At 72.4% G+C, this 25,257-nt stretch carries 24 protein-coding genes; 11 read left to right on the top strand and 13 right to left on the bottom strand.

What is annotated here, in order from left to right; all coding sequences use genetic code 11:
- Positions 1–86 precede the first annotated feature (86 nt).
- Positions 87–1,220 carry a DNA polymerase III subunit beta gene (dnaN, locus tag ACILRH_RS01410; protein ID WP_395690346.1) on the bottom strand — a complete coding sequence of 378 codons (1,134 nt, stop codon included), beginning with the start codon at positions 1,218–1,220 and terminating at the stop codon, positions 87–89.
- A 394-nt stretch (positions 1,221–1,614) separates the two neighbouring features.
- Positions 1,615–3,069 carry a chromosomal replication initiator protein DnaA gene (gene dnaA / locus ACILRH_RS01405; RefSeq protein ID WP_395690345.1) on the bottom strand — a complete coding sequence of 485 codons (1,455 nt, stop codon included), beginning with the start codon at positions 3,067–3,069 and terminating at the stop codon, positions 1,615–1,617.
- Between the two features lie 527 nt (positions 3,070–3,596).
- On the opposite strand from dnaA, the gene rpmH reads away from it, so the two are divergent.
- Genes rpmH through ACILRH_RS01365 form a run of 8 tightly spaced genes read left to right on the top strand, consistent with a single transcriptional unit; the run spans position 3,597 to position 8,853 of the window.
- Positions 3,597–3,734 (top strand): 50S ribosomal protein L34, encoded by a 138-nt coding sequence (rpmH, locus tag ACILRH_RS01400; RefSeq protein WP_056156542.1) that lies wholly within the window; start codon positions 3,597–3,599, stop codon positions 3,732–3,734.
- A 31-nt stretch (positions 3,735–3,765) separates the two neighbouring features.
- A complete protein-coding gene (gene rnpA, locus ACILRH_RS01395) occupies positions 3,766–4,125 on the top strand; it encodes a ribonuclease P protein component (protein WP_395690344.1) in 360 nt (119 codons plus the stop codon).
- Positions 4,122–4,415, top strand: a complete 294-nt coding sequence (gene yidD, locus ACILRH_RS01390; protein WP_395690343.1) for a membrane protein insertion efficiency factor YidD — start codon at positions 4,122–4,124, stop codon at positions 4,413–4,415. The genes rnpA and yidD overlap by 4 nt, the downstream gene beginning before the upstream one ends.
- A 36-nt stretch (positions 4,416–4,451) precedes the next feature.
- The gene (gene yidC, locus ACILRH_RS01385) at positions 4,452–5,423 is read left to right on the top strand and encodes a membrane protein insertase YidC (RefSeq protein ID WP_395691199.1); all 972 of its coding nucleotides are present in this window, start codon (positions 4,452–4,454) and stop codon (positions 5,421–5,423) included.
- Entirely contained in the window at positions 5,420–5,950 is a 531-nt protein-coding gene (locus ACILRH_RS01380) for a protein jag (RefSeq protein WP_395690342.1), read from the top strand. Before yidC ends, ACILRH_RS01380 begins: the two co-directional genes overlap by 4 nt.
- A gap of 53 nt (positions 5,951–6,003) precedes the next feature.
- The gene (gene rsmG / locus ACILRH_RS01375; RefSeq protein ID WP_395690341.1) at positions 6,004–6,786 is read left to right on the top strand and encodes a 16S rRNA (guanine(527)-N(7))-methyltransferase RsmG; all 783 of its coding nucleotides are present in this window, start codon (positions 6,004–6,006) and stop codon (positions 6,784–6,786) included.
- Positions 6,783–7,868 (top strand): ParA family protein, encoded by a 1,086-nt coding sequence (locus tag ACILRH_RS01370; protein WP_395690340.1) that lies wholly within the window; start codon positions 6,783–6,785, stop codon positions 7,866–7,868. Before rsmG ends, ACILRH_RS01370 begins: the two co-directional genes overlap by 4 nt.
- A gap of 13 nt (positions 7,869–7,881) precedes the next feature.
- A complete protein-coding gene (locus ACILRH_RS01365; RefSeq protein ID WP_395690339.1) occupies positions 7,882–8,853 on the top strand; it encodes a ParB/RepB/Spo0J family partition protein in 972 nt (323 codons plus the stop codon).
- Positions 8,854–8,905: 52 nt separating this feature from the next.
- On the opposite strand, the gene ACILRH_RS01360 is transcribed toward ACILRH_RS01365, so the two are convergent.
- Together ACILRH_RS01360 and ACILRH_RS01355 are read right to left on the bottom strand one after the other, a co-directional pair.
- Complete coding sequence (locus ACILRH_RS01360; protein WP_395690338.1) at positions 8,906–9,670, bottom strand: lysophospholipid acyltransferase family protein; 765 nt, start codon at positions 9,668–9,670, stop codon at positions 8,906–8,908.
- Between the two features lie 4 nt (positions 9,671–9,674).
- Entirely contained in the window at positions 9,675–10,889 is a 1,215-nt protein-coding gene (locus ACILRH_RS01355; protein ID WP_395690337.1) for a pyridoxal phosphate-dependent aminotransferase, read from the bottom strand.
- 60 nt (positions 10,890–10,949) lie between these two features.
- Between ACILRH_RS01355 and ACILRH_RS01350 the strand changes: the two genes are divergently transcribed.
- On the top strand, positions 10,950–11,594 hold the full coding sequence (locus ACILRH_RS01350) for a GNAT family N-acetyltransferase (RefSeq protein WP_395690336.1): 645 nt from the start codon (positions 10,950–10,952) through the stop codon (positions 11,592–11,594).
- 10 nt (positions 11,595–11,604) lie between these two features.
- On the opposite strand, the gene trxA is transcribed toward ACILRH_RS01350, so the two are convergent.
- The 7 genes from trxA to ACILRH_RS01315 form a co-directional block, all read right to left on the bottom strand.
- A complete protein-coding gene (gene trxA, locus ACILRH_RS01345; protein ID WP_395690335.1) occupies positions 11,605–11,928 on the bottom strand; it encodes a thioredoxin in 324 nt (107 codons plus the stop codon).
- A gap of 198 nt (positions 11,929–12,126) precedes the next feature.
- On the bottom strand, positions 12,127–13,152 hold the full coding sequence (gene trxB / locus ACILRH_RS01340) for a thioredoxin-disulfide reductase (RefSeq protein WP_395690334.1): 1,026 nt from the start codon (positions 13,150–13,152) through the stop codon (positions 12,127–12,129).
- A gap of 120 nt (positions 13,153–13,272) precedes the next feature.
- Complete coding sequence (locus ACILRH_RS01335) at positions 13,273–13,914, bottom strand: hypothetical protein (protein WP_395690333.1); 642 nt, start codon at positions 13,912–13,914, stop codon at positions 13,273–13,275.
- 58 nt (positions 13,915–13,972) lie between these two features.
- The gene (gene sigM, locus ACILRH_RS01330; RefSeq protein WP_395690332.1) at positions 13,973–14,662 is read right to left on the bottom strand and encodes an RNA polymerase sigma factor SigM; all 690 of its coding nucleotides are present in this window, start codon (positions 14,660–14,662) and stop codon (positions 13,973–13,975) included.
- Between the two features lie 67 nt (positions 14,663–14,729).
- Positions 14,730–16,670, bottom strand: coding sequence for a protein kinase family protein (locus ACILRH_RS01325; RefSeq protein WP_395690331.1), 1,941 nt, complete (start codon positions 16,668–16,670; stop codon positions 14,730–14,732).
- An 83-nt stretch (positions 16,671–16,753) separates the two neighbouring features.
- Complete coding sequence (gene murJ / locus ACILRH_RS01320) at positions 16,754–18,460, bottom strand: murein biosynthesis integral membrane protein MurJ (RefSeq protein ID WP_395690330.1); 1,707 nt, start codon at positions 18,458–18,460, stop codon at positions 16,754–16,756.
- A complete protein-coding gene (locus ACILRH_RS01315; RefSeq protein WP_395690329.1) occupies positions 18,457–20,598 on the bottom strand; it encodes a DUF6049 family protein in 2,142 nt (713 codons plus the stop codon). The genes murJ and ACILRH_RS01315 overlap by 4 nt, the downstream gene beginning before the upstream one ends.
- Before the next feature lie 100 nt (positions 20,599–20,698).
- On the opposite strand from ACILRH_RS01315, the gene ACILRH_RS01310 reads away from it, so the two are divergent.
- Together ACILRH_RS01310 and ACILRH_RS01305 are read left to right on the top strand one after the other, a co-directional pair.
- Positions 20,699–22,120, top strand: a complete 1,422-nt coding sequence (locus ACILRH_RS01310) for a CCA tRNA nucleotidyltransferase (RefSeq protein ID WP_395691198.1) — start codon at positions 20,699–20,701, stop codon at positions 22,118–22,120.
- A gap of 171 nt (positions 22,121–22,291) precedes the next feature.
- Complete coding sequence (locus tag ACILRH_RS01305; RefSeq protein WP_395690328.1) at positions 22,292–23,215, top strand: hypothetical protein; 924 nt, start codon at positions 22,292–22,294, stop codon at positions 23,213–23,215.
- Between the two features lie 222 nt (positions 23,216–23,437).
- Here ACILRH_RS01305 and ACILRH_RS01300 read toward each other — a convergent pair whose 3' ends face one another.
- On the bottom strand, positions 23,438–24,523 hold the full coding sequence (locus ACILRH_RS01300; RefSeq protein ID WP_395690327.1) for an inositol-3-phosphate synthase: 1,086 nt from the start codon (positions 24,521–24,523) through the stop codon (positions 23,438–23,440).
- A gap of 17 nt (positions 24,524–24,540) precedes the next feature.
- Entirely contained in the window at positions 24,541–25,173 is a 633-nt protein-coding gene (locus ACILRH_RS01295) for a PadR family transcriptional regulator (protein WP_395690326.1), read from the bottom strand.
- Positions 25,174–25,257: the final 84 nt, after the last annotated feature.

The following is a 25,257-nucleotide window of genomic DNA, read 5'->3' as shown; positions in this document are numbered from 1 at the left end:
GGTCGACCGCCCGGCTCCGGTGGTCGAGCAGCGAAGGCGCTCTGCGCCTGAGCGCCCGTCGAGACCCCGGAGGACGACCGCCGACGTCAGCCGAGCAGGCGGCGCGGCATCAGCAGGTAGCGGAACGACGGGGCGTCCTCGCCGTCGGCGCGGCCGCTGATCACCACCGGCTTGGACGCCTGGGTGAACGCCAGCTCGACGGTCGGCTGGTCGATCGCGGTCAGGCCGTCGAGCAGGAACTGCGGGTTGAAGCCGGTGGTGATGTCCTCGCCGTCGATGGTGGCCTCGATCGACTCCGACGCCTGCGCCTCGTCGCCGGAGCCGGCGTCGAGCGTGAGCACGCCGTCGCTGAAGGCCAGCTGCACCGCGGTGTTGCGCTCGGCGACCAGCGCCACGCGCTTGACCGACTCGACCAGCGCGGCCTTGTCGACCAGCGCCGTCATCTGGTGCTCGCTGGGGAACAGGCTGCGCACCTTGGGGAACTCGCCGTCCAGGAGCCGCGTGGTCGTGCGGCGTACGCCGCCGGGCGCCTCGCCCTCGAAGCCGATGATGCCCTCGCCGGTGCCGGTGGTCGCCAGCGCGATCGTCACCTCGCCGCCGGTGAGCGACTTCGCGGTGTCACCGAGCACCCGCGCCGGCACGAGCGCCGCCGCGGACTCGTCGGGGGTCCGCGGGTTCCAGGCCAGCTCGCGGTGGGAGAGCCGGAACCGGTCGGTGGCCAGCAGCGAGATGGTGTCGCCCTCGATCTCGATGCGGACCCCGGTGAGCACCGGCAGCATGTCGTCGCGGCCGGCGGCCGTGACCGCCTGGGCGACGGCGTGCGCGAAGGAGGCCGCGTCGACGGTGCCGGTGGCCGACGGCATGTCGGGGAGCGACGGGTAGTCCTCGACCGGCATCGTCTGCAGGCTGAACCGGGCCGAGCCGCAGGTCAGGGAGACCCGGGCACCGTCGAGCACCATGTCGACCGGCTTGGCCGGCAGGCTGCGGCAGATGTCGGCGAGCAGCCGGCCACTGACCAGCGCGCGGCCCTCGTCGCTGACCTGGGCGCTGAGCGTGGCCCGCGCCGAGGTCTCGTAGTCGAAGGTGGAGAGGACCAGGCCGTCGTCGGTGGCCTCGATGAGCAGCCCGGCCAGGACCGGGACGCTGGGACGGACCGGGAGGCTGCGGGCAGCCCAGGCGACGGCATCGGCCAGCACGTCGCGCTCGACGCGGAACTTCACGATGGTTCCTTCGGTTCGGTTCGGGTCAGGTCCGGCGGGAAGCGGACAAGTCGTGGGATGCGCATCCTGCCATGCAGGGCCGACCGCCGGGCGTTGTCCCCAGGAAGCGGGCCGGGTGGATGTTCACGGGCGATCGATCAGTCTGGAGGTCCGGAGTAGTCATAGCAACGGTGGACACTGTGGAGAACCACCGTCGTCCCAGGTCAGCACGGGCGTTGGCCGTCCACAGGGGGTGTGGACGGACAGCGGACGGCTCGGTCGGTGGTGTGGACCGCGCGGGCCGGCGTCGCTTCGTGTCGTTCTCCGTCCACAGGTTGTCCCGCGCTCCTCCCGCGTGCTGCACACCCGGCTCCACAGGCGAGGACCACACGATCTTGGGCGGGTGCCGGGGCGTTCAGCCCTGACGCGCCTGCATCTTGATCCGGTTGGTGAGCTCGGAGACCTGGTTGAACACGGCCCGGCGCTCGGCGAGCAGCTGGTTGATCTTGCGGTCGGCGTACATGACCGTGGTGTGGTCGCGGTTGCCGAACTGGGCGCCGATCTTGGGCAGCGAGAGGTCGGTGAGCTCGCGGCACAGGTACATCGCGATCTGCCGGGCCATCACCAGGTGCCGGCCGCGGCTGGGGCCGGTGAGCTCCTCGATGGAGAGCCCGAAGTACGCCGCGGTCTGGGCGATGATGAGCGCCGCGGTGATCTCCGGCTCGCCGCCCTCGGGGATCAGGTCCTTGAGCACGATCTCGGCCAGGGTCATGTCGACCTCCTGGCGGTTGAGGTTGGCGAAGGCCGTCACCCGGATCAGGGCGCCCTCGAGCTCGCGGATGTTCGTCTGGATCTTGCTGGCGATGAACTCCAGGACGTCCGGCGGGGCGGTCAGCCGGTCCATCGCCGCCTTCTTGCGCAGGATCGCGATCCGCGTCTCGAGGTCGGGCGGCTGCACGTCGGTGATCAGGCCCCACTCGAACCGGTTGCGCAGCCGGTCCTCGAGGGCCTCGAGCCGCTTGGGCGCGCGGTCGGAGGTGAGCACGATCTGCTTGTTGGCGTTGTGGAGGGTGTTGAAGGTGTGGAAGAACTCCTCCTGCGTCTGGGTCTTGCCCTCCAGGAACTGGATGTCGTCGATGAGGAGCACGTCCACGTCGCGGTAGCGCCGCTTGAACCGGTCCTGCCGGTCGTCGCGGATCGCGTTGATGAACTCGTTGGTGAACTCCTCGCTCGACACGTAGCGCACCTTGGCGCCGGTGTAGAGCGAGCGGACGTAGTGGCCGATCGCGTGCAGCAGGTGGGTCTTGCCCAGCCCGGAGTCGCCGTAGACCAGCAGCGGGTTGTAGGCCTTGCCGGGCGCCTCCGCGACCGCGACCGCGGCCGCGTGCGGGAACCGGTTCGACGATCCGATGACGAAGGTCTCGAAGGTGTACTTGGGATTCAGGCGGGTCTCGAGCGAGGTCGGCCGCAGGGTCGTCTCCGCGGGTGGCTCGACGGGTGGGACGGGTGCCGGAGAGGGCGGGACGTCCGGCGCCATTGTCGACATGTCGGTTTGACGACTTGGCGACTGATCGACGTTCGCGGGCGGCGGGCCGACGACGCGCTCCTCGAGCGCCGGGTTGACCGTCACCGCGATCCGGATCTCGCGGCCGAAGCGGACGGTGAGGGCGTCCTCGAGCTGGGCGCGCAGCCGACCCTCGAGCTGGTTGCGGGTGAAGTCGTTGGGCACCGCGACGATTGCGGTGCTCTCGTGGAGGGTGACCGGCTCGCTCGCGGACAGCCAGGCCCGCTGGTTGGGCTGCAGGTCGTCGACGACGCCGCGCCACGCCTCCTGCAGGTCCGGGCTGAGGTCCGGGGTGCTGTGCTCCACCGCTTCCCGCTTTCTTGATCGGCTGTCGTCGGCCCGGCGTCCTGGACGCCGCTGCGTCCACAACTTTGTCCACAGGTTGTGAACCCGGTCTCCCGGCGGGCGGGAGGCTCGGTGCGAGACCACTCGAGAACCACTCCGGATCGCTGTTATCGCAGGTCAGAGGCCTGGTCGACCTCGGTGTGACGGCGGTCACGGACCGGTCGCGATCGGGGTGACCCGTGGTGGCGGGGAACCTCGTCGTCGGCGAACGTAACAAGGCGGTCGGGGCCGCGGCAACCCGTCATCCACAGGTTGGCGGCAGCCGGTCCAGCGTCGGTTTGACCCTGTGGATGGGCTGCGCGTACCGTTGCTCGGTCACCCGGTGTCGACCGGTGCCGCATGCCTACGACAGCAGTGTCACGACAACACAGTCACGACAGGGCTGCTGCGCGTGGGTGCGCGGTGCCAGCCGAACGGTCCTCGCGACGACCGGCTGCGCTGCTGCCCGGCCCGGCGTGACGGCCCTGACAACCCATGGAGAGAAGCTCGTGAGCAAGCGTACGTACCAGCCGAACAACCGCCGCCGCCACAAGGTGCACGGGTTCCGCCTGCGCATGCGCACCCGCGCCGGTCGCTCGATCCTGTCCTCTCGCCGCCGCAAGGGCCGCAAGAGCCTCGCCGTCTGACGGTCCAGCGGCTCCGACCCAGGCCAGCCGCGTGCTGCCGGCGGCCCACCGCCTCACCGACGGTGCCTCCTTTCGCGACGCGGTCCGCAGCGGCCGCCGCTCGGGGTCGCGCACCCTGGTGGTGCACCTGGCGGCCGGTGCCGGCGACGCCCGTCCGCGGGCGGGCTTCGTGGTCAGCCGGGCCGTGGGCGATGCCGTCACCCGCAACCGCGTGAAGCGCCGACTCCGACACCTGGTCCGGGAGCACCTCTCGTCGCTCCCGGACTCCGCCGTGCTCGTGGTCCGCGCGCTCCCGGCCGCGGCGGGTGCCTCCTCCGCGGAACTCGGGGCGGACCTCGCACGTTGCCTTCGTCGGACGGGTGCCCCCGTCGGTCCGGAGGTCAGCGCATGAGGTACGACCCGCTGCGCTGGCTGCTCATCGGCTTCCTGCGCGTCTACCGGCTGGTCGTCAGCCCGCTCTACGGGCAGGTCTGCCGCTACCACCCGTCCTGCTCGGCGTACGCGCTGGAGGCGGTGACGGTGCACGGCAGCGTGCGCGGCACCTGGCTCGCCGGGCGCCGCCTGCTGCGGTGCCATCCTTGGGCCGCCGGCGGGTACGACCCGGTGCCGCCCCGCGGACGCCCCGACGCCTCCTCCCGCCTGAGCGCGGGCTCATCTCCCTCACCCCAGCAAGGAGCCTGATCCGTGGGATTCCTCGGCGACATCGGCCACCTCATCATGACGCCGCTGTACTACGCCATCTCCGCCGTCCTGGTCGCGTGGCACTGGCTCTTCACCAACGTCCTGCAGATGAACCCGGACGGAGGCGCGACCTGGGTCCTGTCGATCATCGGCCTCACGGTCACCGTGCGGGCCGCGCTGATCCCGCTGTTCGTCAAGCAGATCAACTCCAGCCGGAACATGCAGCTGATCCAGCCCAAGGTCAAGGAGCTGCAGAAGAAGTACGGCCACGACCGGGAGCGCCTGGCCCAGGAGACGATGAAGCTGTACAAGGAGAGCGGGACCAACCCGTTCGCCTCGTGCCTGCCGATCCTGATCCAGATGCCGATCTTCCTGGCCCTGTTCCGGCTGCTCGACCACCACGCGGCCAACGGGTCGGGGATCGCGTTCCTCAGCGACGAGCTCGCGCAGAGCTTCGGTGACGCCGAGCTGTTCGGGGTGGTCCCGCTCAAGGCGACCTTCCTCAACAACGGGGGCTCGGTCGCGGTCCAGGTCGTGGCGGCCCTGCTGGTCATCGCGATGACGGCCACCACGTTCACCACCCAGCGCCAGCTGATGAGCAAGAACATGCCGGCCGACGCGCTGTCGGGTCCCTACGCCCAGCAGCAGAAGCTGCTGCTCTACGTGCTGCCCGTCGTCTTCGCGGTCGGCGGCATCGCGTTCCCGATCGGCGTCCTGGTGTACTGGACGACCTCCAACCTGTGGACGATGGGCCAGCAGTTCTACGTGATCCGCAACAACCCGGCGCCGGGCACCGAGGCGGCGAAGGCCAAGGCGGAGCGGGACCGGCTCAAGGCCGAGAAGCACGGCAAGCCTCAGCAGGCCACCGCGATCGCCGCGCCCGAGGTGGAGGAGCCGGTCGACAAGCGGCCGCAGCAGCGGCAACAGCCCAAGAAGCAGTCGCGCCAGCAGCGCAAGAAGTCCAGCGGGCCCCGGCCCGCCAGCAAGCCCGAGGGAGGCACCCAGTGAGTGAGGACGTGTCGGTCGAGCAGGTCCCGGACGCGGCGGTGGCGGAGGCCACCGACGCGGAGCGGACCCGTCTGGAGCGTCTCGAGCAGGAGGGCGACATCGCCGCTGACTACCTCGAGGAGCTGCTCGACATCGCCGACCTCGACGGCGACCTGGACATGGACGTCGAGGGCGACCGGGCCGCGGTGTCCATCGTCGGTGCCGAGCTGTCCCAGCTGGTCGGGGCCAAGGGGGAGGTGCTCGACGCCCTCCAGGAGCTGACCCGGCTGGCCGTCTACCGGGAGACCGGTGAGCGGTCGCGGCTGATGCTGGACATCTCCGGCTACCGCGCGCAGAAGCGCGCCGAGCTGGTCGCGCTGGCCGAGGCGACGGTCGCTCGGGTCAAGGAGACCGGCGAGGCGGCGTCCCTGGACCCGATGTCGCCGTTCGAGCGCAAGGTGGTGCACGACGCGGTGGCCGCGGCCGGGCTCTCCTCGGAGTCCGAGGGCGTGGAGCCGCGGCGGTACGTGGTGGTCCTGCCCGGCTGACCGCGGTGAGCGACACCGACGACGTTTCACGTGAAACACCCTCCGCGCCGGACGTGGCCCGGAGGGTGTTCTCGTCCGGCCGCCTCGACGCCCTGCAGCGCTACGCGGAGCTGCTGGCGACCGACGGGGTGGTGCGCGGCCTGATCGGGCCGCGGGAGGTTCCGCGACTGTGGGATCGGCACCTGCTCAACTGCGGGCTGCTGGCCCAGGTGGTGCCGAACGGGGTGACCGTCTGCGACGTCGGGTCCGGGGCGGGCCTGCCCGGACTGGTGCTGGCGATCGCCCGGCCCGACCTCTCGGTCACCCTGGTCGAGCCGCTGCTGCGGCGCACGACCTTCCTGGAGGAGGCGGTCGCGGCGCTGGACCTGACGTCGGTCGAGGTGGTCCGGGGTCGGGCCGAGGCGCTGCACGGCGTCCGGCGGTTCGCGGTGGTGACCTCGCGCGCCGTGGCCCCGTTGGACCGGTTGCTGCGCTGGTCGATGCCGCTCGTGGAACCGACCGGAGCGCTGGTCGCGATGAAGGGGTCGGGCGTGCGGGACGAGGTCGCCGCGGCCGGACCGACGCTGCGTGAGCTCGGCTGTGCCGAGCCGGAGGTGCTGACCCTCGGGCTGGATCTGACGCACGGTCCGGACCCGTCCACCACCGGGTCCACCACCGGGTCCACCACCGGGTCCACCACCGGGTCCACCACGCTGTCCACCACGCTGGCGGTCCGAGTGGCCTGGGCCGATCCCAGCGGGGTACCGTGGCCGATCGCAGCACCGCCGAGCGGCGGTCGAGACGTGGAGCGCGCCGGTCGCCGGCGCCCCAAGGCGAACCGGAGGCGTCGGGCGTGACCGAGTTTTCCACCGGTGGTGGCTCGCGTGCTGAGCGTGGTTATCCACAGGATGTCGGGGGCTCTCCACAGGAGCCGCCGACGCCGGCACCCACCGATGTTCCACGTGAAACATCCGCCGCCCCGATCGGCGGTTTCGCCGTCCGCACCGCGGCCGAGCTGGCGGACGAGGCGCCGGACTTCGACCACGACCACGCCACCCCGCTCGCGCGCGCGGCCGAGCACGTCGTGCTCGCGCGTCACGGTGCGCGACTGCGGCCCCCACTCGGCCGGCCCGCGGCCACCCGGGTGGTCGTCGTCGCGAACCAGAAGGGCGGCGTCGGCAAGACCACCTCGACGGTGAACATCGCCGCGGCGCTGGCCCAGCTCGGCCAGCGCGTGCTCGTCATCGACCTCGACCCGCAGGGCAACGCCTCGACGGCGCTCGGCGTCGAGCACCACCGCGGGGTGCCCTCCACCTACGACGCCCTGGTCGACGGCGTACCGCTCGAGGAGGTCGCGGCACCCAGCCCGGAGGTCGAGGACCTGCTGGTCGTGCCCGCGACGATCGACCTGGCCGGCGCCGAGATCGAGCTGGTCTCCGTCGTGGCCCGAGAGAGCCGGTTGCACAAGGCGATCGCCGGCCATCCCCGCGTCGGGACCGCAGCCGAGGCGGGGGAGGACCGCCTGGACTACGTGCTGATCGACTGCCCGCCGTCACTCGGCCTGCTGACGCTCAACGCGCTGGTGGCTGGCAACGAGATGATGATCCCGATCCAGGCCGAGTACTACGCGCTCGAGGGCCTCGGTCAGCTCCTCGAGACGGTCGAGATGGTCAAGGCGCACCTGAACCCGGCCCTGGTGGTCTCGACGATCCTCGTCACGATGTACGACGCCCGCACGCGGCTCGCCGCCGGGGTGGCCGAGGAGGTGCGCGAGCACTTCGGCGAGCAGGTGCTGCGGACCACCATCCCGCGTTCGGTGCGGGTCTCCGAGGCGCCGTCCTACGGCCAGACCGTGATGACCTACGATCCCGGATCGCCGGGCGCGCTGTCCTACCTCGAGGCCGCGCGCGAGATCGCCACCAAGGGAGCCTCCGCCTGATGGGCACCGCCTCGTGAACGCCAACCGCCCGCCGCAGCGCCGGGGCCTGGGCCGGGGCCTGGGCTCGCTGATCCCGACCAGCGCCCCCGCCGGGGACCCGGCCGAGGCGTCGTCCGGCGGGGACGAGCCGTCGACGACACCGGGGCCGACCGACCCGGGGCTGGCTCCGGTCGCCGGGGCGCACTTCGCCGAGATCCCGGTCGGGCAGGTCCGGCCGAACGCCGCTCAGCCCCGGCAGGTCTTCGACGAGGACGCGATGGCCGAGCTGGTCCACTCGATCCGAGAGATCGGGGTGCTGCAGCCCGTCGTGGTGCGACGGCGCGGGCCCGAGGACTACGAGCTGGTCATGGGCGAGCGGCGCTGGCGCGCCGCCCAGCAGGCGGGCCTGGAGCGGGTCCCCGCGATCGTCCGCGAGACCGACGACGACGACATGCTGCGCGACGCGCTGCTGGAGAACCTGCACCGCTCGCAGCTCAACCCGCTGGAGGAGGCGGCCGCCTACCAGCAGCTGCTCGACGACTTCGGCTGCACCCACGAGGAGCTCGCCACCCGGATCGGCCGCTCGCGCCCCCAGATCAGCAACACGCTGCGGCTGCTCAAGCTGTCTCCCGCCGTCCAACGCCGGGTCGCGGCCGGCGTCCTGTCCGCCGGGCACGCCCGGGCGCTCCTGGCGATCGACGATCCCGAGGTGCAGGACCGGCTCGCCCAGCGGGTGGTGGCCGAGGGCATCAGCGTGCGGGGGCTCGAGGAGATCGTCGCGGTGCGCGACGTGGACGGTCCCTCCCCCCGCGTCGCCCGGCCTCGGCCGGTCGCGCCCGGTCTGGTGGACCTCGCCGACCGGCTGTCCGACCGGTTCGAGACCCGCGTCAAGGTGGACCTCGGCCGCAGCAAGGGCCGGATCACCGTCGAGTTCGCCTCGCTCGACGACCTGCAGCGCATCGTCGACATCATGGATCCCCGCAACCGGACGGACCGGCCGATCTAGCAACTCACAGACTTGTCGCTACAGCGATAAAGCGATTTGTCGACTTGACGATTCAGCTGTCGTCGCGGGCGGCCCGGCGGGCGGCGCGGGCGCGCTGCTCCTCGGCGTCGAGGCGAGCCGCCTCCTCCAGGGTGGGCGCGCCGCCGCCGTACGACGCCGGCAGCCACCAGCTGCCCGGCGGCTGCTCGTCGGCGGGGTAGGCCCGGATCGTCTCGTCGAGCAGGCGCGACATCACCCGGTGCAGCTCGGCGGTCTCGGCGACCGGGTCGGCCCCGGTCGGGTGCAGCGGCTCGCCGACCCGGATCGCGATGGTCTTGCCGCGCGAGAAGTCGCGCGGGTGGTCCTTGGTCATCATCCGCTGGGTGCCCCAGAGGATCACCGGGACCAGCGGGACGCCCGCCTCCGCGGCGATGCGGACCGCACCGGTCTTGAACTCCTTGAGCTCCATGGCCCGCGAGATCGTGGCCTCGGGGAAGATGCCGACGGCCTCCCCGGCCCGCAGGTACTCCACCGCCGTGCGCGCCGACGCCTCGCCGGCGCCCCGGTCCACCTCGATGTGGTGGAGCGATCGCATCAGCGGCCCGACGTAGCGATGGGCGAAGAGGTCGTGCTTGGCCATGAACCGCACCAGGCGACCCGACGGGTTCGCGGCGAGCCCGCCGTAGATGAAGTCGACGTAGCCGATGTGGTTGTAGGCGAGCAGCACGCCGCCCGTCCGGGGGACCTGCTCGGTGCCGGTCAGCTGGAAGCGCTGGCCCAGCGCGCGGAACGCCACCTTCGCGGTGACGATGATCGGGGGGTAGGTCAGGTCGCGCACGCGCTCACCGCCGGGTCTCGAGGAACTCCGCGATCCGACCGATCGCCTCCTCGAGGACCTGGGCGTCGGGCAGGGTCACCAGCCGGAAGTGGTCGGGCCGCGGCCAGTTGAAGCCGGTGCCGTGGGTGACCAGGATCTTCTTGGCCCGCAGCAGGTCGATGACGAAGGTCTCGTCGTCGTCGATCGGGTAGACCTCGGGGTCCAGCCGCGGGAAGCAGTAGAGCGCGCCCCGCGGCTCGACGCTGCTCACGCCGGGGATCTGGTTGAGCAGCCTGCTGGCCAGTTTGCTCTGCTCGTAGAAGCGCCCACCCGGGCGGATCAGCTCCTCGACGGACTGGTAGCCGCCCAGCGCGGTCTGGATCGCGTGCTGGGCGGGCACGTTGGCGCACATCCGCATGTTGGCGATCAGCGTGAGGCCCTCGAGGAAGTCCAGGGCGGTCTCCTTGGGCCCCGAGACCATCACCCAGCCGGCGCGGTAGCCGCAGACGCGGTAGGCCTTGGAGAGTCCGCTGAAGGTCAGGCACAGCACGTCGCTGCCGGCGTACGTCGCCGCGTGGTGGTGCACGGCGTCGTCGAAGATGACCTTCTCGTAGATCTCGTCGGCGAAGACCACGAGGTCGTGGCGCCGGGCGATGTCGACCAGCCCCTTGACGGTGTCCTCGCTGTAGACCGCGCCGGTGGGGTTGTTGGGGTTGATGATGACCAGGCCGTGGGTGTGCTCGGTGATCTTGGCCTCGACCTCGGCCAGGTCCGGGTTCCAGCCGTTGGTCTCGTCGCACTCGTAGTGCACGGCCGTGCCGCCGGACAGGGTGATGGCGCCGGTCCACAGCGGGTAGTCGGGCGCGGGGACCAGGATCTCGTTGCCGTCGTCGAGGAAGGCCTGCAGCACCATCGTGATCAGCTCGGACACGCCGTTGCCGATGAAGACGTCGTCGACGAGGACGTCGCGCAGCCCGTGGCTCTGGTAGTACTGCGCGACCGCTGTGCGCGCGGAGTAGATCCCCTGGCTGTCGCTGTAGCCCTGGGACTGCGGCAGGTGGTGGATCATGTCGGCCACGATCGCCTCGGGCGCCTCGAAGCCGAACGGCGCGGTGTTGCCGATGTTGAGCTTCAGGACGTGGTGACCCTCGGCCTCCAGGCGCTGGGCCTCGACGAGGATCGGCCCGCGCACGTCGTAGCGCACGTTCTGGAGCTTGCGGCTCTGCCGGATCTTGCGCACCCGGACATCCTGGCAGGCCGGGCCTACGATGGCTGCACGGGTTCCACCGACGGAGGTGTGATGTCGCGCAAGATCGTCCGGCTCACCCTGGACCACCTCGACACCTTCCGTGCGCCGTGCCGCACCTGCCTCTTCTGGGAGCTGGACCCGGTCCGCCGGCAGCGGGTGGACGACCCGGTCGCCGAGAAGGACGCCTGGATGTCGCAGGTGCTGCGCGAGTGGGGCTCCTGCGGCCGGGTGGCCCTGGTCGACGACCGGCCGGTCGGCTACCTCGTCTACGCGCCGGAGGCGTTCGTCCCCGGAGCCGCCGGGTTCCCGACCTCCCCCATCTCCCCGGACGCGGTCCTGCTGACGATGGCGTACGTCGAGCCCGCCCACCGCGGGGGCGGGCTCGGCCGGATGCTCGTGCAGGGGATGGCCCGCGACCTGACCCGGCGTGGCGGCATCGCGGCGGTGGAGGCGTACGGCGACCCGCGTGGTCGGACCGGGCGCTGCGTGGTGCCGGTCGACTTCCTGGGCAGCGTCGGGTTCAAGACCCACCGGGCCCACCCGACCAGCCCCCGGATGCGGATGGACCTGCGCACGACCGTCAGCTGGCGCGACGAGGTCGAGGCCGCCCTCGAGCGCCTGGTCGGCGTGGTGCGCCCGAAGACGGCACGAGGCCCGGCGCCGAAGGCGACCCGGGCCTCGCGCGAGGCTCGTTAGGAGCGACCCGTCAGAGCAGGTCCGCGAGCTCGTTGAGGATCGCGGCCTTGGGGCGGGCGCCCACGATGCTCTTCACGACCTCGCCGCCCTGGTAGACGTTGATGGTCGGGATGCCGGTCACCCGGTAGTTCGAGGGGGTGACCGGGTTCTCGTCGACGTTCATCTTCAAGAACGTGATCTTGTCGCCGTGCGTGGTGGCGATCTCGTCGAGGATCGGGGCGACCTGGCGGCACGGGCCGCACCACTCCGCCCAGAAGTCCACGAGGACCGGCTTGTCGGACTTGAGGACCTGCGCGTCGAACTCGGCGTCGGTCACGGCGTTGATGTTGCCCACAGGGGGATCCCTTCTTCGGATGAACACAGAGGTCTGATCACAGTCAACCGCAGCGGCACCGCGGATGTTCCCCGCCGCGCTGCGGCGGGAGGGGGTTCACCAGACCAGCGACTGGGTCTCGACACGCCGGTCGCGGCTTCGTCCCTCAGCCGCGCGGCTCGCTCGACCACCCTCGGTCGGTCCGCTGGCGCGTCCCGACTAGACGTCGGCGGTCTCGACCGCGCGCATCTCCGCGTCGGAACGGTCCTGGGCGTCGCGTCCGTCCGTGGCGGCGTGGTCGAGCTCGGCGAGGTAGCGCTCGGCGTCGAGCGCGGCCGCGCAGCCGGTGCCGGCGGCGGTGATCGCCTGGCGGTAGTGGTGGTCGACCAGGTCGCCCGCCGCGAACACGCCGGGGAGGTTGGTGCCGGTGGAGGGGTGGCTGGCGATGACGTAGCCGTTCGGGTCGAGGTCGACCTGGCCGGGGAGCAGCTCCGAGCGTGGGTCGTGCCCGATCGCGATGAACAGGCCGGTGGCCGGGAGGTTGCGGGTCTCCCCGGTCACGGTGTCCTCGAGCGTGAGGGACTCCAGGCGGTCCTCGCCGTTGATCTCCTGGACGCGGGAGTTCCAGAGGATCTCCAGCTTCGGGTCGGCGAACGCGCGCTCCTGCATGATCTTGGAGGCGCGCAGCTCGTCGCGGCGCACGATCAGCGACACCTTCGAGCCGAAGCGGGTGAGGAACGTCGCCTCCTCGATCGCGGAGTCGCCGCCACCGACGACGGCGATGTGCTGGTCGCGGAAGAAGAACCCGTCGCAGGTGGCGCACCAGGAGACGCCGCGGCCGGACAGCTCCTCCTCGCGGGGCAGCCCGAGCTTGCGGTAGCCCGAGCCCATCGCGAGGATCACCGCGCGCGCGTGGAAGGTGTCGGTGGCGGTCCTCACGACCTTGACGTCACCGGTGAGGTCGACCTCGACGACGTCGTCGGCCACCAGCTCCGCGCCGAACCGCTCGGCCTGGGCCCGCATCTCATCCATCAGGGCGGGGCCCATGATCCCGTCGCGGAAGCCCGGGAAGTTCTCCACCTCCGTGGTGTTCATCAGCGCGCCACCGGCGGTGACGGAGCCCTCGAACACCAGCGGCCGCAGGTTCGCGCGCGCCGTGTAGAGCGCGGCGGTGTAGCCGGAGGGGCCGGAGCCGATGACGATGACGTCCCGGACGTTCCGGGTGTCGGGCTGGACGTCGGACATGGACGTGAACTCTCCTCGCAGGAGTGGGGCTGCCACAGGGGCCTACAGGCAGTAGAACCGATCGTAGGCGAGGAACCTTCCCGCGGGGCGCCGGGTCACCGCAGCGCCCGGCCCGGACCGCTAGGGGGCGGGCAGCGTGACCGAGCGGGCCGGGGACTCGTGGCCGCACAGGTAGAGATCGACGACCTGGGTGTCCCCGCGCACCGGCCGGTAGACCAGGGCGCCGAGGCTGCCGGCGTACCGGACGGCGACCAGGCGGCCGGGGCCGGGCACCACGCACCCGTCCGGCAGGGGGACGGTGGCGAGGTCGCTGCGGGCGCCCTGGTCCTGGAGCGCCGCGTCCGAGACACCCTGCAGCCGGGCGACGTCCCGGGCGAACCGGGCGGGGTCGATGGGGACGGCCCGGCTCAGGTCGGGCGTGCGTCCCGAGGTCGAGGAGCCACCGCCGTCCGCGGCCTCCGGGGCGGACCCGACCACCGCGGAGTCGGCGGTGCTGCCACCGCTGTCCCCGCCCTGGGCGCCCAGGCCGCGCAGCCAGCCGACGCCGACGCCGGCCACGACGACCGCGGCGGCGGCCGCCAGCAGCACGCCGGCCCGGCGCCGCCGCCGCGCGGCCGCGAGGTCGGCCACGGAGGAGGGGACCGGCCGGTCGGAGCGCAGGTCGGCGAGCACTCCGTCCAGGCGCGCGGCCACGTCGGGCGGGATCGGGTCCTCGTGCCGGGCCTCGGCCAGGAGCCGGCACACCTGCTCGTCGTCGGTCATCGGGGGTCACCTCCTCGCGGTGCTGGTCGGGTCGGGTGGGTCGCGCGGGTCAGGTGGGTCAGGTGGGTGGCCCGCGCGGCGCGTCACCGGTTTCGACGGTGCCGGCCGGACCCGGGTTCCCCGGCGGGAGGTGGCCCGGGTCACCCGGGTCGGTCTCGAGCAGCGGGGCGAGCAGCACGGCCAGCCGGGATCGCCCCCGCGAGCACCGCGACTTCACCGTGCCGACCGCGCAGTCGAGGATCGCGGCGGCCTCGGCCACGGCGTAGCCCTCCATGTCGACCAGCACCAGGGCGGCGCGCTGCTCCTCGGGCAGCTGGCGCAGCGCCGCGAGCACCTGGTCGCGGCGCTCCGCGGCCACCGACCGGTCGGCCGGGTCGACGGTGCCGCCGGTGTCGGCGGTCGACAGCGAGCCGCGGTCGCGGTACTCCTCGAGGTCGTCGGGCAGCGGCTCGGCGCGCCGCACCCGGGCGGCCCGCAGCCGGTCCAGGCAGGCGTTGACCACCACCCGGTGCAGCCAGGTCGTCACGGCGCTGTCGCCCCGGAAGGAGCCGGCGCGGCGGTACGCCGCCACCAGCCCGTCCTGCAGGCCGTCGGCCGCGTCCTCCCGGTTGCCGGTGGTGCGCAGCGCGACCGCCCAGAGCCGATCGCGGTGCCGACGGAAGAGGACGGCGAACGCATCGGGGTCGCCGCCGACGTGGGCCGCGAGCAGCTCGGCGTCGGAGGCGTCGTCCTGCGCCTCGGGTGTCATCGGCGCACTCGCGGCCCCCGACCCGCGGGCCGTCCGGTCGTCCCAGCTCGGGTCGTCCCAGCTCGGGTCATCCCAGCACCGTCACCTCGGCGACCCCGCCACGGAAACCGTCGGAGACGGCCGGGATCGAGGTCAGCCAGACGGTGACGAAGCGGCCGCGCGCCGGCTCGTCGAGCCGGGCCTCGCTGCGCGTGCCGTCGGCCGTGCCGGTCGCCACGGGCGTGAGGCCCTTGACCGCGGTCGGGGCGCTGTCGGTGACGTAGAGGGAGTAGCTGGTCGGCGCGCCCACGAACGTGAGGTCCACGGCGCTCACGTCGTGGTCCCGACCCAGGTCGAGCACGAGGCCGACCCCGGTCTTGAGGCCACCGGGACCGAAGTCCTGGTCGTAGGTCATCGTGGTCCAGGCGGTGCCGGGCTTCCCGTCGACGGCCAGCGGCGTGAGCTCGGGGTGCTCGTCGTAGGGCGGTGAACCCTGGGGGTCCAGGTCGCTGGCGGTGATCCCGGCGATCGGCTGGGGCGACGCCGGGCCGGTCGTGGCCGTCGTCGGGCTGGTGGGCGTGCCCGCGTCGCGCCCCGGCAGCGCCAGCGGCGTGCGGCCCCGGCCGAGGTTGTAGGCGACGACGATCGCCAGCAGGAGCAGCAGGCACCCCGCGATCGCGGCGGCCAGGCGCAGCCACCGCCGGCCGGGCACCTCGGCGTCCTCCTCGCCGTCGCCGACCTGGTGGGTCCCGGTGCCGGTGCTGGTGTCCCACGGCCAGTACTCCCCGGCGCCGGTGCCCGCCGCAGCGGGGTTCCGAGGACGCCGGGCCGGCCCGTCGGTGGGCTCCGGGGCGAACAGCGGACGCTCGGGCGGGTCCTCGAACGCCGGCGGCGGAGGTGGCGGGTCGGCCCGGGCCGCCACCCAGGAGACGTCGTCGTTCTCGTCGTCGAAGATCGGCAGCCCGGCCTCGGTTGGCAGCTCGGTGGAGGCGCGCTCCGGCTCCGGGGACGGCTCCTCGGGGGCCGGGTCCGGAGTCGGGTCGGGGGCGGGGTCCGGCGCGGGTGCGGGCGCGGGTGCGGGCGCGGGCGCGGGGTCGGGCGCGGGGTCGGGGTCTGGGTCGGGGTCTGGGACGGGCGGGTCCGCGGGCGCCGGTGCGGCCTCGCGCGGCGGCGGGTCGGCCAGGGCGGGAAGCGCGATGGTCTCGAGGGTGTCGCGCCGTCCGGAGGCCGCCTCGGCCTCGGCCAGCCCGGTCGGGTCACCGACGAACTCGCCGAGGTAGTCGGCGACGCCCTGGGCGGTCGCGAGGTCGTGGACCTCCCGTTGCCGCGCGCCGTGGCCGGCGTACGGGTTGACGACCTCGTCGCACAGCAGGTCGAGCGGACGGGGGATCCCGGCCCGCACCTGGCGCGGTCGCAGCACCCGCCCGGACACGACCGGCGCCCCGGGCACCTGGGAGGGCGACGGGCCCGGCCACCTGCCGGTGAGCGCCGCGTAGAGCACCCCGCCGAGGTCGGCGACGTCCTGGGAGGCGCGCCCCGGTCCGAGGCCGAACAGCGCCGCGTCGACGGCGAACCCGATGACCCGGACCGCTCCGGCGTGGTCCACCAGGACGTTCTCGGGTACCAGGCGCCCGTGCGCGACCCCGGCCTGGTGGCCGGCGGCGATGGCCGCGGCCACCTCGGAGACGATCCAGGCGGCCCGTCGGGGCGAGAGCGGCCCCTCGGCCGCGAGCATGATGTCCAGGGAGTCGCCCGAGCCCCACTCGTTGACGACGAAGACGTCCTCGTCGGTGCGGTCGGCGTCGAGGACGCGCAGCAGCCGGCGGTCCAGCACCGTCGCCGAGCGCCGGGCCGCCTCGAGCAGCTCCTCGGCGCGCGGGTCGTCGGCGGGGATGACGTGCAGCGCGACGTACCGCTCCAGGACCTTGTCCAGGGCGCGCCAGAACCGGCCGGCGCTGCTCTCGGTCAGCAGGTCGACCAGGCGGTACCGGCCGGCGAGCACGTCGCCGGGCCGGATCGAGCTCGGCACGCAGCTCCCCTCGTCGGGTCCCGGACAGGGCCCATCGTAGGCGTCGGGTGGCACCGTCCCGGCCGACCCGCCCGGCGGTGGGCTCAGGGGCGGCGCAGCACCGGGAGGCGGCGGGTGAACGCCTCGACGACCGCCGTCACCTCGCGCAGGCGCAGCGCCCGGGCCATGCCGACGAGGACGAGGACGTCCACGGCGCCGATCACCAGGACCCACGTGCCGGCGAGCCACCACGGCGGCTCGGCGGAGACGCGGTGCAGGACGTACGCCGTGGCGGCGGCCACCGCGGTCGCGACGACGGCGGCGATCGCGAGGCGGACCAGGAAGCGCACCAGCGTCGGGGTGCGCAGGCCACCGAGGAAGCGGCGCAGCACGCCGTAGGAGACGGCCGAGCCGACGACGTACGACGCCGTGTAGGCCAGCACCAGCGCCGGGGAGGTCTCCGCGGCGGTGGCGGCGCGGACCAGCAGCAGGGCGGCGACGATGTTGGTGGCGGCGACCGCGCACTGGATCCAGAACACCGTGCGGGTGCGCTCGAAGGCGTAGAACCCGCGCAGCATCAGGTAGTGGACGGTGAAGAACACCAGACCGGCGCCGAAGAGGGCGAGCGAGGGCACGTAGTTCTCGGTCACGTCCGCGGCCGCGCCGTACCCCCAGATCAGCCGCGCCAGGTCGCTCGCGATGACCGGTAGGAGCAGCGCGAACGGCAGCACGACGGCCAGCGCGCTGCGCAGCGTCTCGTTCAGCGACCGCGCCACCCCGGCGCGGTCGTCCTCGGCGGCCCGGCGGGAGAGCCGGGGCAGGATGGCGGTCGCCAGGGAGACCGTCACCACCGAGTGCGGGACCATCATGATGAGGAAGGTCGAGGAGTAGACCGAGTAGCCGGTGCCGTCGACGGCGTCGGCCGTGCCCGAGGACGCCAGCTTGACCACGACCGTGTAGGCCACCTGGTTGACGACGACGAACAGCACCGTCCAGACCGCGAGTCGGAAGGTGTGCCCGAGCCCGGTGTGGAGGAAGTCGAAGCGAGGGCGGTAGAAGAAGCCCGTGGCCCGCAGGTAGGGCACCAGGATCACGAACTGCGCGACGATCCCGAGCGTCGAGCCGACGCCGAGGAGGAGCTCCTCGCCCGGGGTGTAGGGACCCGTCACCTCGGCGCCGTGGGCGGGACCGAAGACGACCAGGTAGATGATCAGGACGGCGACGGAGATGACGTTGTTGGCGATCGGCGCCCACATCATCGGCCCGAACCGGCCGCGCGCGTTGAGGATCTGCCCGACCAGCACGTACATGCCGTAGAAGAAGACCTGGGGCAGGCAGAACCGGGCGAAAGCGATGACGGAGTCCTTCTCCTCCACCATCGACGGGGTGTCGTACTTGGCCGAGAGGAAGACGTCCATCACCCAGGGTGCGGCGGCCACGAGCAGGATGGTGACGACGCCGAGGAACAGCGCCGCCAGGGTGATGATCCGGTTGGTGTAGGCGTCACCGCCGTCCGGGTCGTGGCCCATCGACCGCACCAGCTGGGGGACCAGGACCGCGTTGACTACCCCGCCGGCCAGCAGGATGTAGAGCATGTTCGGGATCGTGTTCGAGATGTTGAACAGGTCCGCGTGCAGCTGCGCGCCGAGCGCCGCGGCGAGCAGCGCGGACCGCACGAACCCGCTCATCCGCGAGATGACGGTGCCGACCGCCATCACCGCGCTGTTCGCGAGGACGCGCTCCTGCTCGTCGCCCACCGGCCGGTCGGCCGCGGGGGCCTGCCGGGTGGGGGGCCGCGGGTCGTCGGTCATGCGGACCGCCTCGCGGCCCGGATCCGCCGGACGAGCCGCACGACGATCGCGCCGACGAGCAGCGCGACGCCGGTGCCGAGGATCAGCCAGATCACGTTGCTCACCCGGTTGGAGCGGATCGGGACCTCGTCGGTCGACCCCAGCGGGACGCCCTCGACGTCGGTCAGCTGGAGGGTGAGCGTGCGGATGCCGACCGCGGAGGAGGACGCGCGCAGGAGCACGGTGGTGCGGCTGCCCGGACCGAGGTCGATCGTCTCGCCGGGGACCGAGACCCGCAGCGGCGGGTCGGTGAGCGCGCGCAGCCGCACGCTGACCGGCTCCTCGAGGTCGTTGGTCACCGTGGCGGAGAACCGGCCGCTCCCGCTGGAGAGGATGACGGCCTTGGGCGCGTCCACGTGCACCGACTGGAGCTGGTCCTCGATGAACCCGCGCGAGCGGTCCGCCGACGCACGCGCCAGCTCCGGTCGCAGCCGGGTGGCGTAGGAGACGTCGGTGAACGACTCGTCGCGGACCTCGGTGGCGACGGTGTCGTTCTGGGTGAGCAGGTTCTGCAGGGTCTCGCCGGAGTCCGCGAGGGCCGCGGCGGCGCCGAAGGACGACGCGTCGAGCTCGAGCGCGCGTTGCGACCCGGGATAGTCGAGCCGGTCGAAGGGCACCGGCACGGCCAGGCGCTGCATCGCGTCGTCGACGGTGGTCAGGTGCAGCCACGGCTGGTCGAGCCCCGACCAGAACCCCGGCGAGCTGTCCGGCGTCCAGCTCGAGGGCAGCACCGCGATCAGCGGCTCGTCCCCGGGTGCGAGCAGCCGGACCGCCGCCTCGCTGAGGATCCGCTGACGTTCGGCGAGCGGGTCCATCGGGTCACCCGGGCCGGGCCCGCCGCTGACCGCCGCCGAGGAGGTGACGCCGACCGTGCGACCGGCGGTGCTGACCACCGCGGGCGCCGGGCCGTCGAACATCTTGTCGGTGAGCAGCACCGTCGTGTCCGACGAGGCCAGGGCGACCGCGCGGCCGTCGAGGTAGCCGGTGGGTGACGCGACCGCGGGGCGGGTCGGGAGACCCCACAGCTGCACGTCGTCGGAGCGCTTGCGGGCGTCGCGGTAGGCCGAGGCCTCGTGCTGCGCCGCGCCGGCGAGGTCGACGTCGCCGTACGGCAGGGCCAGCACCTCGTGGCCGGTGAGGCCCGCCCGCAGCTGCCGGAGCCAGGTCGCGGCGACCGTCGCGGCCACCTTCTCCTCCGCGGTCGGTACGTCGTCCGGGTCCGCGTCACCCGACGGTGACGCGCTCGGGGACGCCGCGTCGCTGCTCCCGGACCCCGCCGGGTCACCGGCGCCGTCGGCGTCCGCGTCGCCTCCGCGCAGCGCGGTGGGCCCGATCGAGCGCGGAGGGTTGCCGGCCGCCAGCCGTCGCGCGGCGTCGACGACCGCGGGGTCGAGCAGCCAGGTGACCGGCCGCGGACCGGCGGCCGCGCCGAGGCCGACCAGGGCGTGCAGCGCCCCGCCGGGCGCGAGGTCCCCGCGCCAGCGCGAGACCCCCTGCAGCGAACCGTCCGCGGCGTGGGAGACCCCGTGCCGCACGGGGAGGACCAGGGCGGTGTCGACCGTGCGCCGTGTCCGGGGCACCAGGGGCAGGAACGTCCGGGCCCGGCCGTCGGCCAGGTTGTCGCCCCCGGCGTCGTCGTAGCCCAGGGCGTGCACCCCGAACCAGTACACCCCGGGCTCGGTAGGGAGCTCGTCACGGGGGACCGAGATGGAGTACTGCGCGGTCTCCCCGGGTGCCAGCTCGTCCACGCTGGCGTAGGTCCCCTCGGTGAGGATCCGGTCGCCGACGTACTGGGTCTCGGGCGTCGCCGCGGCGTCGACCAGCTCGGTCGTCGTCGTCATCGGCGTCGCGGAGGCGAAGGCGTAGACCTTGACGTCGCGCCAGGTCTGCGTGTCGCGGTTGGTGACCTCGCCGGTCACCCGCACCTCGCCCTTGGCGGAGAGGGGCACGACCGACGGGGTGAGCGTGTCGATGGTGACCGCCAGGGGGGTCTGGTCGGCCGCCGCCTTGTGCGTCGTGGCGGTCGCCGGGGCGCTCCCGACCCCGACGAGGGCCACCACCACCGCGAGGGCAGGCAGCAGCGACACCAGACGTTGCACGCCCGCGACTCTACTCACCGAACCTGTGCGGAATCGGCCGGCCGCCCCCGGGCCACTACAGTGGTCCGCCGTGCCCGACGCCCTGCCCCCGCCGCTGTCGATGGTCGACGCCCAGCGCGCCGTCGCGGCCGAGCTGGACCGGATCGGAGCGGTCATCGACGAGCTCGGACGACGCTTCACCGAGGCCGGCCACGAGCTGGCGCTGGTGGGCGGACCGGTGCGCGACGCGATGCTCGGCCGCCAGCACAACGACCTCGACCTGACCACCTCGGCCCGCCCGGAGGAGACCGAGCGGCTGCTGGCCGGGTGGGCCGACGCGACCTGGGACATGGGCCGGGCCTTCGGCACGATCGGGTGCCGGCGGGGACCCTGGCAGGTCGAGATCACGACCTACCGCTCGGAGGCCTACGACCCCGACTCCCGCAAGCCGGCGGTCGACTTCGGCGACTCGCTCCCCGGCGACCTGGGCCGCCGCGACTTCACGGTCAACGCGATGGCGGTGCGGCTGCCCGGCCGCGAGCTGGAGGACCCGTACGGCGGCGTCGTCGACCTGGCGCACCGGCTGCTCCGCACGCCCGGCCGGCCCGAGGACTCCTTCTCCGACGACCCGTTGCGGATGATGCGGGCGGCCCGGTTCGCCGCCCAGCTCGGCTTCACCGTCGCGCCCGAGGTGGTCGAGGCGATGACCGCGATGGCCGAGCGGATCGACATCGTGTCCGCGGAGCGGGTCCGCGACGAGCTGGTGAAGCTGGTGAGTGCGCCGTACCCCCGCGTCGGCCTGACGCTCCTGGTCGACACCGGCCTGGCCGACCGGGTGCTGCCCGAGCTCCCGGCGCTGCGGCTCGAGCGCGACGAGCACCACCGGCACAAGGACGTCTACGAGCACACCCTCACCGTGCTCGAGCAGGCCATCGACCTCGAGCCACGGCTGCCCGGCGGCGGGCCGGACTTCGTGGCGCGGTTCGCCGCCCTCATGCACGACGTGGGCAAGCCCCGGACCCGGCGGTTCGTCGAGGACGGGACGGTCACCTTCCACCACCACGACGTGGTCGGCGCGAAGCTGACGCGCAAGCGGATGAAGGCGCTGCGGTTCTCCAACGACGAGATCGACGCCGTCAGCCTGCTGGTCGAGCTGCACCTGCGCTTCCACGGCTACGGCACGGGAGAGTGGACCGACTCCGCCGTGCGCCGCTACGTGCGCGACGCCGGCGACCAGCTCGAGCGCCTCCACGTGCTGACCCGCGCGGACTCGACCACCCGCAACCGCCGCAAGGCCGAGCGGCTGCAGCGCACCTACGACCAGCTCGAGGAGCGCATCGCCCGGCTGTCGGAGCAGGAGGAGCTCGACTCGATCCGCCCCGACCTGGACGGCAACCAGATCATGGCGATCCTCGGGATCGGCCCCGGGCGGGAGGTCGGCGCGGCCTACCGGTTCCTCCTCGACCTGCGGATGGACCGCGGCCCGCTGGGCGAGGACGCCGCCCGCGACGCCCTGCTCGCGTGGTGGGCGGAGCGTTCCTGAGCGTTCTGAGCGTTCTGAGCGTTCAATTGTCCGCGTAGGCGCCGGTGTCGGGCTCCCGCGCACGGAATCTGCCAGCAATTGCGCGGAATCCGCAGCCCCGGGGGGTCCGGTTCCGGGAGGGCTGTGGATGACGCCCGCAGCGCGAGGACGACCTGTGCGACCTTCGGGCACATGGTCGATCCGAACAAGCCCTTCCTGAGGTCTGACGCACTGGCGTCCGGGATCTCGGCGGGGGCTCTGGCAGGAAGGCAGTACGTCCGCATCTTCCACAAGGTGCACATCTCGGCCGGCGTCAGGCTCGATCGGGAGCACCGGTTCGCCGCCGGGCTGCTGGCACACCCCTCCGGCGCGTGGATCAGCCATACGAGCGCGGCCGCGCTCCGCGGTGTCGCGGTGCCGGACGATCCCGACGTCCACGTCAGCGTGGTGGACGCCAAGGACCGTCGCTGGTCACCAGGCCTGAAGCCGCATGTCGCCCCCGTCGGCACCGAGGTGGTGGTCTGTCAGGGGATCCGGGTCTCCGGCATCGTGCGAATGTTCGTCGAGCTGGCCGCCGTGCTGCCCCTGGTCGACCTGGTGGTCGCCGGCGACAGCATGTGTCGGGTCCTGGGCATCAAGGCCGCGTGGCTCCGCAGCGAGCTGGAGAAGACCCGTGACTACTGGTCGGCAGCCGCCCGATACGCCGCGCAGTTCGTGCGTGATCGCGTCGACTCGCCGATGGAGACCCGGACCCGGATGCTCCTCGTCCTCGCCGGATTCCCCGAACCGACGGTCAACTTCGAGATCCGCGACGAGAACGGTGACGTCGTCCTTCAGTTCGACCTGGCGTACGAGGCTGTTCGGGTCGCTGTGGAGTTCCACGGGCGACACCACGTCGAGGTCATCGCCAGCTGGGAACGCGATCTCGAGCGTCAGGACGTCGTGGACGACGCACGATGGCGGGTGGTGTCGGTTACCGCGAGCGGCGTGTACGTCGACCCGTTGAAGACGCTCGACCGGGTTGCTCGCGCCCTTCGTTCGCGAGGGATGCGCGTGCCGAGGTCGTACGACCCGGAATGGATGCGCCACTTCCCGGGTCGCCGGCGGGCGTCCTGAGCGACACGTCCCGCGCAATTGAACGCTCAGACACCGCACACACCCGGCAGGCGGGTCATTGCCCAACAATTGAACGCTGAGGACCGCCCCGAGGTCGGGACGCGGCCCGCCCGGAGGGGTCGAGACACCAGAAGTGGCCCCCAGGACCAGGTCCTGGGGGCCACTCGTGGTGTCTCGACGGTCTCGGCGTCAGCCGAGCCCCGACTCAGCGGGGGGAGTGGGTCACTCCTCGCCCTTGATGAAGGCCTCCACGCGGCGGCGGCCCTCGTCGTCGGGGAGCTGCACCGGCGGGGACTTCATCAGGTACGACGACGCGGAGATGATCGGGCCGCCGATGCCACGGTCCTTGGCGATCTTGGCCGCGCGGATCGCGTCGATGATGATGCCGGCGGAGTTCGGGGAGTCCCAGACCTCGAGCTTGTACTCCAGGTTCAGCGGGACCTCGCCGAACGTCGTGCCCTCGAGGCGGACGTAGGCCCACTTGCGGTCGTCGAGCCACGCGACGTAGTCCGACGGGCCGATGTGGACGTTGCGGTCGTCCTTGAGGCCGGCCAGCGGACCGGTCAGGTTCGAGGTCACGGCCTGGGTCTTGGAGACCTTCTTGGACTCCAGGCGCTCGCGCTCGAGCATGTTCTTGAAGTCCATGTTGCCGCCGACGTTGAGCTGGTACGTGCGGTCCAGCCGGACACCGCGGTCCTCGAACAGCTTCGCGATCACCCGGTGGGTGATGGTCGCGCCGACCTGCGACTTGATGTCGTCGCCGACGATCGGGACGCCCGCGTCCTCGAACTTCTTGGCCCACTCGGGGTCGGAGGCGATGAAGACCGGCAGCGCGTTGACGAAGGCCACGCCCGCGTCGATCGCGCACTGCGCGTAGAACTTGTCCGCCTCCTCCGAGCCCACCGGCAGGTAGGACACGAGGACGTCGGCACGCGCCTCCTTCAGCGCCGCGACGACGTCGACCGGCTCGGCCGCGGACTCCTCGATGGTCTGGCGGTAGTACTTGCCCAGGCCGTCGAGGGTGTGGCCGCGCTGGACGTCGAGGCCCATGGTGGGGACGTCGCAGATCTTGATGGTGTTGTTCTCCGAGGCGTTGATGGCCTCGGACAGGTCCTTGCCGACCTTCTTGTCGTCGACGTCGAACGCCGCGACGAACTCGACGTCGGAGACGTGGTAGTCACCGAACGTCACGTGCATCAGTCCGGGCACCGTTCCCGTGGGGTCGGCGTCCCGGTAGAAGTGCACTCCCTGGACGAGGGAGGAGGCGCAGTTGCCCACTCCCACGATTGCTACTCGAACCGAACCCATCAGGCGTCCTTCCTTGATCACTTCTGGGGCGTGGCCTGCTGGCCGTTGCTGCTGGTGGTGCCGGGGACGTCGGTCGACGCCCCGGCCCGGTCGTGGTGCTGCTCGCCGTTGCGCTCGGCGTTGATGAGGTCCGAGAGCCACCGGACCTCGCGCTCGACCTGCTCGACACCGTGGCGCTGGAGCTCCGCGGCGTACCGGTCGACCTCGGCCTGGGTCAGCGAGAGCTGGCTCTGGACGCGGTCGAGACGTTCCTGGAGACGGGTACGACGGCCCTCGAGCACGCGCAGCCGGATCTCCATGTCGGTGGAGGAGAAGAAGGCGAACCGGATGTCGAAGTTGTCGTCCTCCCAGGCGGTGGGACCGACCTCGGACATCAGCCGCTGGAACTCCCGCGTGCCGGCCTCGGTCACCTGGTAGGTGATGCGCGGCCGCTTCGACACCGGGGTGCCCGGGGTCTTGGTCGACAGGGTCTCCTCGATCAAGGAGGCGCGCAGCATCTTCTTCAGCGTGGGGTAGAGCGACCCGTAGGAGAGCACCCGACCCCAGCCGAGCATCAGGTTGAGCCGCTTGCGCAGCTCGTAGCCGTGCATGGGTGCCTCGTGCAGCAGCCCGAGGACTGCCAGCTCGATGGTCTCCGCACGACGTGCCATGAGACCTATCGTAGCGATATATCCGCGTGTTGCGAATCCCGGACCCGTCGGGCCGCGACGTGGCGCACCGCACCCGGGCGTCGC

It is taken from the genome of Nocardioides sp. (assembly GCF_044226765.1).
Lineage (GTDB): Bacteria > Actinomycetota > Actinomycetes > Propionibacteriales > Nocardioidaceae > Nocardioides.
Note: the sequence above shows the minus strand (reverse complement) of the source record. Positions and strands in the feature narration are given on the sequence as shown.